Here is a 13,137-nt window from a genome sequence, read left to right on the forward strand (position 1 = left end):
ACGATGGAAAATACACGCGATAAACTCATTTATGCAGCATTTGACGAAATTTTTTCACACGGTTATCAAGGGGCTTCTCTGGCTGACATCTTGGCCAAGGCAGGCGTACACAAAGGCTCCATGTACCATTTTTTTGCCAATAAAAAAGAAATGGCTTTGGCTGCCATCGAAGAGACGATACTCAATAGAAACATCGAAAAATACCGCTATGTTGAAACCTATGCCAGCGGTTTTTTGGAAGAGTTTTACACACGCCTCCGCGACACGTCGGTACGCGACTTCAAACGCGGATGTCCTATCGCCAATATCGTCCAAGAGATGTCCAACATCGACGAAGATTTTAATACACTGATGAAGTCCATCTACGGAGCGTTTCGTGCGAATATCAAAGCCATTTTAGACAAAGCCATTGAAGTAAAAGAGATGAAACCCTGCGATACGACGAAATTGGCGCTCTTCATTACTTCATCGGTTGAAGGTGCTATTTTAGCGGCTAAAGCGAGTGGTAATGAGCAGGATTATAGTGATGTGATTGAGGAGTTGATTGAGCACATTGAGGGGAAGAGGTAAGTAGATGGAAGGTAATTTGTTATACAAATATCGAAATTTTGGTGAGTATACCAACAATATAATCAAAAATTCATCTTTGTACTTATCTCCTATCAAACAATTTAACGATCCGTTTGATTCTAGTTTATCGTATCATCAGTACTACACACGATCGGCAATGTTGAAATATTGGAAAGACTCTGTAAAGATTCACAAAGAGGAAGCACTATCTTTAGGTTATAGGAAAGACTACATTCATCAAGCAATGAAGCCATATAGTAAAAATGAAGCATTTGTTGAACAACATAATAGGATTAGACAAAATGCTCGAGATAAAATGGGTGTTTTATCTTTATCAAGAACCTCAACCAGTATTTTAATGTGGTCGCATTACGCCAACAATCATAAAGGTTTAGTATTTGGATTTGAACCAAAAGCAAAAGATAGTAAGTCTTGCTTAGCGAAACCAATGAAAGTTGATTATGAAATTACCTATGACTTACTGTCTTATGTAGCAAATAGTGAGATACGACAAAAACAGTATATTAAAGAATTACTTACGAAGTTCAAAGATTGGTCATATGAAAAAGAGTATAGAGTGGTTGAATTAAATTTTCAGGGAGAAAAACCATTTTATAAAGATGAATTAAAAACTATTATATTTGGATTAAAGGCTAATCAAAAAGATATAGATGCAATGATACGACTATGCCAAGAGAATGATTTTTCTCATGTCAAATTTAAAAAAGCTGAAACCATTCATGGCAAATTTGAGTTAGCTATTCGAGATTTATAGATTTCAAAACTTAGCAATATCGGAGTAGTTTTATCTCTCCGATTTTTCTACAATACCCCAAACGCAAAGCAAAAGAGGCAAGATGAAAGAGAGTACCCGTGAAGACTACGTTCGTTTGGTGTATAAAGTTGTTTTTTACATCGAGCAAAATGCAGACAAAGAGCTGAGTCTTGAGGAGCTTTCACGCATTGCTGGGTTTTCAAAGTACCATTTTCATCGTATTTTCAAAGCTGTTACGGGAGAAAACATCGGCGATTTTATCGCTCGGGTGAGGCTTGTTTATTCGGCGTGGAAGCTCAAAACTGAGCCTAAGATCACCGATGTGGCACTCTCGTGTGGGTTTGAGACCCATGCCTCGTTTAGCAAAGCGTTTAAAAACCGTTTTGGTGTGAGTCCGCGCATGTATGCGGCGATGCTTAAAGCGAATAAAGGAGTTGTGATGCTAAAACCTACGATGGTCGAGTTTAAGCCTTTGAGTGTTTTTTACGTGCGAAAAACAGGAGCGTATGAAACCTCTTCGTGCGAGGCGTGGAGTGTCTTGATGACGTTTGCGTATGAGCAAAAGATGAAGTTTCGTAAAAATATTATGGGTAAAGAGACGATGCACTTTGGTGTTGGGCATGATAATCCGAGCCTTGTCGAGCAAAATTTACTGCGTTACGATGCGTGCATTACGTGTGAGGATGAGAGCATTGAGCCTAAAGGTGAAGTCTTTAAAAAAGTGTTGGATGGTGGAAAGTGTGCGGTGTTTTTGCACAAAGGGGCGTATGAAAATCTGGGAGCAACCTACGCTCAGATCATGGATTGGGTGGTGAGCGAGGGGGTTGGGCTTCGTGACGCACCTTTGTTTGAAAAGTACCTCAACCGCGACCCAAGGCGCACGAAACCTGAGAACTTGCGGACTGAGATTTACGTGCCGATTGTTTAGAAAATGGTTTTACATGTAAAGATTTTCGCTTCAATAATCCCTAGCGTTTACGCCCCGTCAATAAAAAGATGGGGTAGTCTCCGTACGGCTTTTTAGCAACACTGACGATTTCGATAGAGACATCTTCAAAGCCTGCTTTTTGCGCCCATGCGGCAAATTCCTCTTGGTCAAATCCAAAGTGAAATACGCCCATATCTTCGGTGTGAAATGTGCCATCTTCTTTGTCTAAATCTGCGAGTGCGATGGTGCCGCCACGATTGAGCAAGCGGTAAAATGTGTGAAAAAGTGCTTGCACATCTTCGACGTGATGAATCGTCATGGACGAGATAATACCATCAAATGTTGCATCCACCTCCGTACTTACCAAGTCGATTTCAAGCATTTCAAGTTCACACGGCAGGTGTCCTTTTTTGGCACGAAGTGCTTCGTTCATCGAAGGTGAGATGTCGATGGTTGTCATTTTACGCACAAAGGGAGCGATCTGTTCGGTCAAAAGCCCTGTGCCTGAACCAAAATCCATCACATGCGTTGTTGTTTTATCGTACGTGAGTCTTTCTAAAATAGCTTCGCCAATGTTTTTAACATTGTTTGTGCGCGCAGCTTCGTTTTCATATATTTTTGATTTTGCATGAAAATAATCTTTTTTGGGTTGCATAAGTAGCCTTTTCAAAGAGATGGAAAAGTATAGCATAGGCCTGTGAGGAAATAAATTAACGATTGTATATAACTTCCTAAAACTGCCGATATGATTTAATATCGTAAATTATTACAGGAAAAACCAATGCAAGTTTCCAGTACGCTACAAAACAACATAGTGTCACCGACCAATTATGAACCTTTAAATCATAACGTTGGAACATCGCAACAAGCATTATCATCAACACTTGCTATAGCGCCCAACATAAAAGCATGGGATTACGTTGATTTGGGTGAAGATATCAGTGCCTATACAACTATTAGTCCAAAGCAAGAACAGACCAATCAAGAGCTTATCAATTATTTATCCACTCTTATGAATGATAAAACAGATGAAGGTAGGCAAAACTTAAAAGCCTATGATCTTAATCAACACAATAGTTTGAAGTCAAGTTTGAAAATATTCAAAGATTTTGGAGAAAAAGTGGTAGCAGGAAAAGTAGAGCAATTACAATCTTTGCCAATTCTTCCATTGACCACGTATCAGATAGAACACCCTTATTATGTGCATGGAACGAATGGTGAAGAAATTAAAAATATGTCATTTGACGAACTCTATGACTTTTTAGGAAAAGATTATTTTGGTAAAAATACGTCAAAAAGCCAATTTAAGGTTTATGCTGAAAGGATTGGCATCTTCACAGTTGCGTTTGATGAAAGGCAAAAACAGTTTGATTATACGTTAACAGGTAGATCTATCAAATCTTTAGAACAAGGCATTAAAGATAAAGACCCTAACCTTACGGTGCACTATTTGTACGAGTTACATGAAACAACCCCAGAAGCGATGGATGCCATGAAGATGGAACGCTTTAAAAATCTTTACTCTTTCACAGATGAATTTGCCAAAACCGATAAATTTCAACAATTGTACGATACTTTCTTGGAGAATAGAGAAAAAAATCAAGAGATTGAAACAGCAACCAAGCAAAGAAAAAACCTTGTAGATGTTGTTGGATCAGAGCGTTTTTTTACATCGGAAGTAGCTGGAAGAGACCTCTCGCGCGCTCAAGTGATTGAACATTACACCACCATTACCGAAGATCTAAAAGCCCTCAAAATACCACCTGAAAATACGACCTACAACGATACTGTCACCAAGAACCTTGACGACTCCATCAAATTGTATGAAAAAATCACCAGTGATTTAAAGCAGATGTGGCATTATGGTGATGTTGACATGCAAGGCTGAGAGGTTTTTAGCGTTACATGTAAACCCATTACCCCAACACAAACGACGCATAGCCAACCACACGGCTTGCGTCTTTACTGCGCGCATAACTGGTGCGGTAGTCTAGAAAATGGGCTTGAAAGTTGTGTGAAAGTGCGCTTTGAACCATCGCTTTGACACCTGTGATGCCGCACGCTTCACAACCATGAGTGAGTGCATGGAGATCTAGATGCGAGATGGCTTCTATGCATGTATGGTCAAGTTTGTTGGCTTCCTCTTCCGTGTAAAAATGGCTGAGATCGGTGCTAATGACCACCAGTGTTTTTTCATCGCTTAGCACTTCGTCAATCAGTGAAGAGAGCTCGCTGTGAGAGATGTCACCGTAGACGATTTCAACGACTTTAGCTTGTTTGAAATACTGTCGAATAAAAGGCATTTGCACTTCTGTAGAGTGCTCTTCGTGTGCCATGGGGTGGAAGTCTAAAAAGGCAAACTTTCGTTTAAGGGTATAACTGAATGCGAGGTCGATTTCTATTTCGCCGCACGGTGTGTGGTATGCCTCCAAAAGAGCAATGGAAGCGCCAGCTACGTAGATACGATGGCTAGGACCAATGACGACTACACGCTCAATATCGGAGCGTTTGGATGCAGTGTAGTGGTAGGCAAGATTGGCCGTGTAACCACTGTAAATGTAGCCTGCATGAGGGACAATAAGCGCACGGGGTATAACATCGAGTGCTATGTTGGGCATCGCTTTATCAAAATGGTCGAACATGTGTTTGATTTCACTGCAGACGTCAGGGTAAAACATCCCAGCAACAGCAGCTTTACGGTGTTTATTCATCAAAAACTCCTGTGAGTTTAGTATTGCATTTTGGGCAGCATCCATCTACGAGATAGTTTTCCGTCACTTCAAAGCGTTTTCGTGTGATCAAAACAGCATTACATGTAACGCATCTCGTAGGGTTTTCAAGCCCGACATTTCCAATATAGATATGTTTAAGTCCTGCATTTTTGCCAAGTGTTTCGGCACGTTTAAGCGTTTCAATGGAAGTTGAAGGAAGCCCTTGCTCATGGTAGTCAGGATGAAAAGCACTGATATGCCATGGCGTTTGTTCACCTAACTCTTTAGCAATAAAGGAAGCAATAGAATTCAATTCCTCATCCGAGTCATTTTTGGTGGGGACGATAAGTGTGGTAACCTCGATCCAGATGCCATTACGCTTGAAATGCTTAAGGTTTTCCAAGATGGTTTCAAGCCCTCCTCCGAGCTCTTTTTTGTAGTAGTCATGGTTAAAGGATTTGAGATCAATATTCGCCGCATCAATGATGCCTACCATATCATCAATCACTTCGCTGGATTCAAAACCATTGGTAACGAAGATATTTTTCATTCCTTTTTCATGAGCCAAAATCGCGATATCTTTAGCATAGGGATAGAAGATGGTGGGTTCGTTATACGTGTAGGCGATGGAGGCACATTCGTATTTGAGTGCCATTTCGATAATCTGTTGAGGGGCAAAATACTCTTTTACATGTAAAGATTTTTCTTGCGAAATACTCCAGTTTTGACAAAAAGGACATTTGAAATTACAACCAATCGTTCCGATCGAAAAGGCTCTGGTGTCGGGCAAAAAGTGGTAGAGCGGTTTTTTCTCAACAGGATCAATGTGCATGGCTACGGGATGACCATAGACAAGGTTTTTGATAGTTCCATCGACATTTTGATTGACACCGCAGATGCCTATTTGTCCCTCTTTTAGATGACAGTAGTGCGCACAGAGTAAGCAAACAAGACGTGAGCCTTCAGTCTTAAAATAGTGCATTATTTCACCTTTTCAACCCTGTAATACCAGATCTCAGGGTGGCTTTCCAAGCAATCAGGTGCTAACCCCGCTTTTTGGCATAGATGTGAAAAAAAGAGTTCAAAGGTTGGAAGTTGCTCCCATACTTGGGGTAAAAAAGTTGCTTTTCGAGATCCTTTTTGAAGAATAATGCCATCCATTCCCACGGTAACTTTGCTTTTGAGGTCGTCGATATTTTCATATAGGATGGGTTGTGGTTCACTCAAAAGAGAGATTTCAATCTTTACATGTAAAAACTCTTCGGGACTGAGCGGATAGAAACGCGGGTCATCAAAAGCAGCTGCTTTGGCGTTATGTATAAGGTCATCTAGAAGGGGTCTATGGGCTATGAGTGAGCCGATACAGCCACGCAGTTGACCATCAAGGGTGAGTGTTACAAAAGTAGCTTTAGGAGTTGAAAATTCAGGATGTGCTTGCACTAAAGCTTTTGGATTCAAAGTGGATGTATGGTTAAAGCTGTCACTGATCGCCTGTTTGGCAATTTCTAAGAGTACGTTTTGCACGGCGCCTCCTTTATGAAAGTGTATTATATGATAAAATGGCTAATAGGTTATACAAAAAGGAATCATCATGGCGCTTGCAATTTTAACGCATACTCCCTTGTGGGTTTATCTGCTCTTTGGTGTGTTACTCATTTTAGGTTGGATGCAAAGTCGTGATCGTAAGGTTTCTTATGTGCGTGCGTTTATGCTGCCTTGTATGATGATAATCTTCTCCATATATGGTATTGCCTCAGCATTTGGCATGAGTATTGGGGTTATATCATGGAGTCTAGGAATGATGGTGATGATGGCACTAGGAATTCGTATAAGAGCTTTTTACAATGTGGTTTTCATGGAAGAATATAACTCGTTTGCGATTAAGGGGAGTTGGCTTTGGTTAGCTTTGATGATGGTCATTTTTTGGCTTAAATTTGCAATAAGTGTAGCGTTTGCTAGAGAATTAGCCATTGTTTTCGAGCCATGGTTTATTTTGAGTGTTAGTTTGTGCTATGGGCTACTCAGTGGTATTTTTTTAGTGCGCATGGTTATTTTGTGGAAGATTAAAAGCTTACATGTAAAAACGATCTAATCTTTTTTTATGGTAAACTTTGTCTAATTTTTAAGGAGTAAACGATGAAACAATGGGTAGCGATGCTAATATGTTTAGGCTTTTTTTCAGGATGTTCTACCATCGGTTTGAACTTCAATTTTTGGAGTCAAAAAGCACCTGAGACACCTGCTCCTGTCGCTTCAGAGATTAAAAGTACCTTACCTACACAAGTGCTTCTTTATGATCTTGACATTACCGATCGACCTTATGCCAGCCTTGGTGAAGTGAGTGTGACGCTGACTAAACTTAATCCATGGGGTGAAGAGCCAACGAAAGAGCAAGTCGAGGCAAAACTGAAAGAAGAAGCTGCCAAAAAAGGGGCTGACGCACTGATTTATGTACGTTACACGAAACTTGGCGCTTCATGGAATCGTGTGAGCGGCATCGAAGGCAAAGCCCAAGCGGTTAAATTTACACGCTACTAATCTTATACCATCAAACGTTACTAAAAGGAGTAAGAATGTCTTTCAGGTTTGTAGTGGGCAGTATGGTTGTGAGTTTTTTAGTATCGGGATGTGCTACGTGGTCTCAAAGCCAAGTGACCAATCCCAATACGGCGATTAAAGAGATCAAACAAGTTTCTCCTGATCAGGTTCAATTAACGGAAGGGGATATGACCAATCGTCCGTATGTTTCACTGGGTGATCTCACCGTTACCGTCAATAAAACAACGATTTTTCATCCAGAACCGACGAAAGAGATGGTTGACGCGAAGCTCAAAGAGGAAGCAGCAAAGCTCGGTGCAGATGCTGTCATTTATGTTCGTTATGGAACGGTTGGCATTTCAGCGCTTAGTTGGGGGAGTTTGGATGGCAAAGGTCGCGCAATTCAATTTACAGGTAATTAGTTTTGTTTGTATAGGGTTGTTTTGTGTTGGGTGCGCTCATTCGGCGAGGGATTTACCGCCTGATATGAGCCATTTGCCGCCCTCTATGAGGTTGTTACCAAGCGATATGGAATCTGCTGAGTATCAACTAGATTGCAAGGATCTGACACTCGCGTTGAAGCATACACGCGAACATCTTAAAGAGCTTGAAAAAGATGTGCTGAGCATGCAAGCCGATAATCAATCCAAAGGATTAACGGGCATTACTGTTTTCTCACCAGCCATGTTTTTGATTAGCGATAATCCAGCTTTGAGCAAAGATTATCAAGAAAGTGATCAGGCGAGAGAGCGTTTACTACGCATCGCGCAAGCGCGCCAATGTGAGTTGCCCTCCGAATAAAAAAATATACGCAATTTTGTTCTATTATGAAGTACAAAATTGCGTTATACTTTTGCCATGGAACCTTCTTTCTTGAACGACACAGCATTTGAAAATATCGCTGATTCGACCAGTATTTTCTCCTACCATTTTCACGACACATATACGATTGGGCTCACGCACCATGGCATGTTTACGTCACATTATGAGCATAAAATTATCCGAGCCTATGAGCGTACGGCTCGCATTATCAACCCAGGTGAAATTCATGGTGGAGATTCTTGCGCGTGGCAATATACCAACTTTTATCCTAGTGCTGAGATTTTAAGTAACTTATACGAGCAGATGTACGGTGAAAAAAAGATGCCGATTTTTGAGAAACATATCGTGGAAGATGACGAACTTTTTAGACGGTTGGCTACCTTTTTTCAAGCAGTCTATTCCAATGCGGAGCCACTCTTCTTAGAGTCAAAACTGATTGATGCGCTCTCTTATCTTATTGCGCATTACACGCATAAAGCAGCGCTATATCCTTTTACATGTAAAGATCCCAAAGGGATGTCTATAGCGGTGGAGTACATTCATGACAACATCGCTTCAGACATCAGTTTAGATGCGCTTGCGGGGACTGCGAACGTGAGTAAGTACCATTTTCTCAGGCTTTTTAAAAACCATACAGGGCTGACCCCGCACCAATACATCATCGCTGAGCGTATCTGCAAAGCTAAGAACCTTGTGCTTGAGGGTGAATCATTAAGCCTTGCCGCATTGCAAGCAGGGTTTAGCGATCAGTCGCATTTTATCCGCTCGTTTCGCAAAATTTACGGCTATTCGCCTAAAACGTTGTTTCAAAAAAGCAATTTTATTCTATATAAATAACCTGAAATTGTGTAAACTTCGCAACAAGGAGTTTCCATGACACAGAAAAATATTTTCTTTTTTTTACTTTTCTTCGCAATGGTCGCATGGGGTGGCTCGTGGGTCAATGTGAAAATTTTAGGACACTATGTCAGCGCTTTTGAGATGATCTTTTTGCGTTTTGGCATTACGGCGATTACGATGGTTCCCATCATTGTGTGGTTGAAGCACTCGTTCAAAATCGACCTTAAAAGCTTTGGTTTGGTTGTATTGGCAGCATTAGCGTTGATTTTTTACAACAAGTATTATTACCTTGGAACAAAATTTGGTACCGCTTCTTTGGGTGGCGCGATGGTGACAACGATGATCCCGATTTTAACGTTTATTTTTTTGGCGTTGATGGGCGTTAAAAAAGTCAGTTCCAAAGACCTGTTTGCACTGGGGTTAGGTGCGGTGGGTGTGTTAACGATGCTTCATATTTGGACGTTTGATCTGGCCCATATTTTGGTGATTCACAATTTGTATTTTTTATTGGCGGCTATTTTGTGGGCGGTTTTGACGATTGTCAGTTCCAAATCGACTAAGATTTCACCGATTGTTTTTACCTTTTACATGTACATCGTCACCGTTGTGCTGGACTTAATTTTCTTTGTGGATGTTAGCGCGATACCGTATGCCTCGTTTGATGGTATTTTTTGGCTCAACACGCTGTTGATTTCCCTCGCAGCCTCCACCTTTGCCAATACGATCTTTTTCTTAGGCATTGAAAAATTAGGCGCTGCCGAGGTGAGTTCGTTCGTCTTTTTGGTACCGTTCTCAGCGATCATTTTAAGTGCTGTTTTCTTAGGTGAGAAGGTCGATCTCTTCATCATCATTGGAACGGTTTTAACGCTTTATGCGGTCAAGCTACTCAATAACATTACAATTTTAAAGCGACGCCGAAAAAACGTTTAATGCTCTCTAAGTGGCGCTCAAGTCCCTCAAAGCTGTGAGTGCCACCCTCTTCCACAACCATCTTCGCGCCCTCTAAAAAATCAAATGCCTCTTCATAGTCTAAAACCTCATCGCCTTTTTGAAGTAAGACAAGCAGGTTTTCAAGGTTAGGCTCTTCAATCTCATAGCTCTCTAACATTTCAAGGTGCGACGCATTCCATTCATATGTTGAGTTGTCGTAATAATTCACTCCATGTCCGATGGCGCGCTCCAACGTCTCAGGCGCATTGACCGCAGGATTAATGAGCACGGCTTTAAGATTGTATTTATCGCTCAGATACAGTGCATAATACCCACCCAGTGATGAACCCATAAGGTATACAGGCTCATTGTCCTGATAAGATTCGATAAGTTCGCTGAGTGTTTTAATGGCAAGATCAGGAATCGTAGGCAAGGATGGTGCAATGAAATGAATCTTGTTTTCTTGACAATAAGCACGAAGCAGTTTCGCTTTACTTGCCTCTCCGCTCGAGCCAAATCCGTGAATGTAGATAATCATAGTCAACCTTTATGTAACAAATAAAGGTGAGTATAGCAAAAGTTTCGTTAGGCTATAATACGCGCAATAACTTGAAGAGGGCAACATGAAATTAAACGAATTGGAAGCTAGAAAAATCATTTTAATGGTCATGGGCGACAAGCGTCCGCTCACCAAAAGCGATGAAGAGTTGGCACTACTTCTCAAAAAGAGATTGACTAAAAAAGAGTCTGAAGTGCTCAATGCGGAAGTTTCTGGCAAAGATAAAAACGCAACAATGAGTGAGCAAAAAATAGATGTTGCACGTTATGAAGCACTTAAAGCAAGCGCCATTAAAAAAATCAAAAATGAATCCGTTCACGGAGACTTTTTTTATACCAAAGGTGAATAAACCATGGAGCAGATGGAAATCATAGACAGTGTTTGTACCTATTGTGGTGTGGGCTGTGACATTGCCGCCAATGTTAAAGACAACACGATTCAAAGCATTTTTGCTCACCCTGATGGTGTGGTGTCTGAGGGAAAATTGTGTATCAAAGGCAAATACGGTTTTGAGTTTGTCAATGCACCCGATCGTCTTAGAATCCCTCGCATTCGTAAAAGTTTTCTAGCTAAAAATCCCAAAATTCACGAAGCAATCGCTTTACATGTAAACGAGTTGGATGAAACATGGTGTGAAACCACACTGGACGCTGCAACCACAGCGGCAGCGATGAAACTGACTGAAATTCAAGCACAATATGGGCAAAAAAGTGTCTGCTCCATTGGCGGCGCACGCACCTCATGTGAAAGCTCTTACCTGCTTCAAAAGTTCACCCGTCACACCCTAAACTCGCCACATGTCGATAACTGCGCGCGCATTTGCCACTCGCCAAGCCTTAAAGGCATGCGTACAACCATCGGAGAAGGTGCGGCGACCAATCCGTACAACGATATCTATCAGACAGAATTTATGATCGTGATTGGCTCCAATACCACTGAAGCCCATCCCATTATCTCCAATCGTATCGTCGACATGGCAACGAAGCATGACAATTTAGCCGTGTTTGATGTGCGCGAAATTACCTTGCACCGTTTTGCTAAGTACAAGGGCATTATTCCCCATGAAGCGAATTTACTCATTTTAAATATGATGGCGTATGTGATTATCGCAGAAGAGCTTTATGATGAGGATTTTTTGAAAGATCGTACGCTTGGATTTGACGCTTTTAAAGAGAAAATATTGAGCGATCCTTTTGCCAATCCAAAGTATTTTGAAAATATCGTAGGTTATGAACACTTAAGTAAATTGATCCCAAAAGTGGCACGTGAATATGCCTTGAAAAAGTCGATGATTTTCTGGGGTCTTGGCATTACAGAGCACATTGATGGCTCATACGCGGTCATGGCAATCACCCATCTTTCACTGATGACCGGCAATATAGGCAAAGTTGGAGCAGGTTTGATGCCACTTCGTGGACAAAATAATGTCCAAGGGGCGTGTGATATGGGGATGCTTCCTTACTATGCCCCCGACTATCAAGAACCTAAAGAGATCGGTTTGATGACACCGCAACTCGTGGAAGCAATGTTTGAGGGGCGCATTAAAGCCGTGATTAATATGGGTGAAGACCTGACGCATGTGCATCCCAATACGAATAAAGTCAACGCGGCACTGAATACACTGGATTTTATTTTCGTCCAAGAGCTTTTTATGACAGAAATCGCCAAACGTGCAGACATTGTGATTGGTGTAAAATCAGCGTATGAAAAAACAGGTGTGTATGTCAATGCGATGCGCCGTCTTCACCTCTCTCAACCGCTTGTGAAGTCTGATCTACCCGATGACTGGGAAGTCATCCAGATGATTGAGAATAAACTGAGCGGAGATTACGCTTATGAAGATTCCAAACAGATTTGGGATGAAGTGCGAGAAGTGGCACATAGACGTTTTTCAGGGGCAAGTTACAACAGGCTTGAGCGTCACCGCGTTCGTGGTCTCCAATGGCCTGTGCATACCGAGGATACCCCAGTGCTACATCAACTAGACTTTCGAACGGACGATGGCTACGGTAGATTTCATTACCACCAATACGAACTCAGAGGCATGGTTCAAGAACTGAGTGAAAAGCGACTTTCTGGTTATCATCTGACCACAGGCAGAACACTCGCGCAGTACAATAATGCTTCCCAAACCAGTCGTTGTGAAAAACTCAATAAACGGTATGATGAGACAGTTTTATTAGTCAATGAAAATGATGCGGCTGATTTTAGCAGTGAGAAGGTTATTTTAAAAACCCAGTATGGGCAAAGCGCGCCATTGGTGGTGAAATTGACAGACAAAGTGCAACCCAAAACGCTTTTTTGTACGTTTCATCATGCTAAATCAAAGATCAATAACCTTTTTGGCGACAGATGTGATGAGCTTATCTTAACGGCAGCATTTAAGTCGATAAAAGTGGAAGTGGTAAATGTTTAAAGAACGAAGCTTTTGTTTAAAATAGTGTGTTAAAATAGTGTCATTTTA

General features: G+C 41.3%; 17 protein-coding genes. 12 read left to right on the plus strand and 5 right to left on the minus strand.

Annotation, left to right across the window (positions count from 1 at the left end; translation table 11 throughout):
- Positions 1-3 precede the first annotated feature (3 nt).
- From Sdiek1_RS00165 to Sdiek1_RS00175, 3 genes are all read left to right on the plus strand, one after another.
- Positions 4-570, plus strand: coding sequence for a TetR/AcrR family transcriptional regulator (locus tag Sdiek1_RS00165; RefSeq protein WP_087437348.1), 567 nt, complete (start codon positions 4-6; stop codon positions 568-570).
- Positions 571-574: 4 nt separating this feature from the next.
- Positions 575-1,345, plus strand: a complete 771-nt coding sequence (locus Sdiek1_RS00170; RefSeq protein WP_087437349.1) for a DUF2971 domain-containing protein — start codon at positions 575-577, stop codon at positions 1,343-1,345.
- 82 nt (positions 1,346-1,427) lie between these two features.
- Positions 1,428-2,273 carry an AraC family transcriptional regulator gene (locus Sdiek1_RS00175; protein WP_087437350.1) on the plus strand — a complete coding sequence of 282 codons (846 nt, stop codon included), beginning with the start codon at positions 1,428-1,430 and terminating at the stop codon, positions 2,271-2,273.
- A gap of 40 nt (positions 2,274-2,313) precedes the next feature.
- Here the strand turns inward: Sdiek1_RS00175 and Sdiek1_RS00180 are convergent, their stop codons facing one another.
- Positions 2,314-2,928: a class I SAM-dependent DNA methyltransferase gene (locus Sdiek1_RS00180; protein ID WP_087437351.1), complete on the minus strand. Its 615-nt coding sequence runs from the start codon at positions 2,926-2,928 to the stop codon at positions 2,314-2,316.
- A 126-nt stretch (positions 2,929-3,054) separates the two neighbouring features.
- Here Sdiek1_RS00180 and Sdiek1_RS00185 point away from each other — a divergent pair, with 126 nt between their 5' ends.
- Positions 3,055-4,161 carry a hypothetical protein gene (locus Sdiek1_RS00185; protein WP_087437352.1) on the plus strand — a complete coding sequence of 369 codons (1,107 nt, stop codon included), beginning with the start codon at positions 3,055-3,057 and terminating at the stop codon, positions 4,159-4,161.
- A 28-nt stretch (positions 4,162-4,189) separates the two neighbouring features.
- On the opposite strand, the gene amrB is transcribed toward Sdiek1_RS00185, so the two are convergent.
- From amrB to amrA, 3 genes are read right to left on the minus strand one after another with little or no spacing between them, the layout of a single operon-like run.
- Positions 4,190-4,984 (minus strand): AmmeMemoRadiSam system protein B, encoded by a 795-nt coding sequence (gene amrB / locus Sdiek1_RS00190; protein WP_087437353.1) that lies wholly within the window; start codon positions 4,982-4,984, stop codon positions 4,190-4,192.
- Complete coding sequence (gene amrS, locus Sdiek1_RS00195; protein WP_087437354.1) at positions 4,977-5,966, minus strand: AmmeMemoRadiSam system radical SAM enzyme; 990 nt, start codon at positions 5,964-5,966, stop codon at positions 4,977-4,979. Before amrS ends, amrB begins: the two co-directional genes overlap by 8 nt.
- Positions 5,966-6,508, minus strand: coding sequence for an AmmeMemoRadiSam system protein A (gene amrA / locus Sdiek1_RS00200; RefSeq protein WP_087437355.1), 543 nt, complete (start codon positions 6,506-6,508; stop codon positions 5,966-5,968). Before amrA ends, amrS begins: the two co-directional genes overlap by 1 nt.
- Positions 6,509-6,575: 67 nt before the next feature.
- Between amrA and Sdiek1_RS00205 the strand changes: the two genes are divergently transcribed.
- The 6 genes from Sdiek1_RS00205 to Sdiek1_RS00230 all read left to right on the plus strand — a co-directional run bounded on the left by Sdiek1_RS00205 (position 6,576) and on the right by Sdiek1_RS00230 (position 10,114).
- Positions 6,576-7,076, plus strand: a complete 501-nt coding sequence (locus tag Sdiek1_RS00205; RefSeq protein WP_087437356.1) for a DUF6622 family protein — start codon at positions 6,576-6,578, stop codon at positions 7,074-7,076.
- 44 nt (positions 7,077-7,120) lie between these two features.
- Positions 7,121-7,522: a YbjQ family protein gene (locus tag Sdiek1_RS00210; protein ID WP_087437357.1), complete on the plus strand. Its 402-nt coding sequence runs from the start codon at positions 7,121-7,123 to the stop codon at positions 7,520-7,522.
- 35 nt (positions 7,523-7,557) lie between these two features.
- Positions 7,558-7,944 (plus strand): YbjQ family protein, encoded by a 387-nt coding sequence (locus Sdiek1_RS00215; RefSeq protein ID WP_087437358.1) that lies wholly within the window; start codon positions 7,558-7,560, stop codon positions 7,942-7,944.
- 154 nt (positions 7,945-8,098) lie between these two features.
- Positions 8,099-8,323: a hypothetical protein gene (locus tag Sdiek1_RS00220; RefSeq protein ID WP_087437359.1), complete on the plus strand. Its 225-nt coding sequence runs from the start codon at positions 8,099-8,101 to the stop codon at positions 8,321-8,323.
- A gap of 72 nt (positions 8,324-8,395) precedes the next feature.
- On the plus strand, positions 8,396-9,181 hold the full coding sequence (locus Sdiek1_RS00225) for an AraC family transcriptional regulator (RefSeq protein WP_238099059.1): 786 nt from the start codon (positions 8,396-8,398) through the stop codon (positions 9,179-9,181).
- Positions 9,182-9,217: 36 nt separating this feature from the next.
- A complete protein-coding gene (locus Sdiek1_RS00230; RefSeq protein WP_087437360.1) occupies positions 9,218-10,114 on the plus strand; it encodes a DMT family transporter in 897 nt (298 codons plus the stop codon).
- Here Sdiek1_RS00230 and Sdiek1_RS00235 read toward each other — a convergent pair.
- Positions 10,080-10,652, minus strand: a complete 573-nt coding sequence (locus tag Sdiek1_RS00235) for a YqiA/YcfP family alpha/beta fold hydrolase (protein ID WP_087437361.1) — start codon at positions 10,650-10,652, stop codon at positions 10,080-10,082. The genes Sdiek1_RS00230 and Sdiek1_RS00235 overlap by 35 nt on opposite strands.
- An 85-nt stretch (positions 10,653-10,737) precedes the next feature.
- On the opposite strand from Sdiek1_RS00235, the gene Sdiek1_RS00240 reads away from it, so the two are divergent.
- A complete protein-coding gene (locus Sdiek1_RS00240) occupies positions 10,738-11,022 on the plus strand; it encodes a hypothetical protein (protein ID WP_087437362.1) in 285 nt (94 codons plus the stop codon).
- Positions 11,023-11,025: 3 nt separating this feature from the next.
- Positions 11,026-13,089, plus strand: a complete 2,064-nt coding sequence (locus Sdiek1_RS00245) for a molybdopterin oxidoreductase family protein (protein ID WP_087437363.1) — start codon at positions 11,026-11,028, stop codon at positions 13,087-13,089.
- Positions 13,090-13,137 lie beyond the last annotated feature (48 nt).

Source organism: Sulfurospirillum diekertiae (assembly GCF_002162315.1).
Lineage (GTDB): Bacteria > Campylobacterota > Campylobacteria > Campylobacterales > Sulfurospirillaceae > Sulfurospirillum.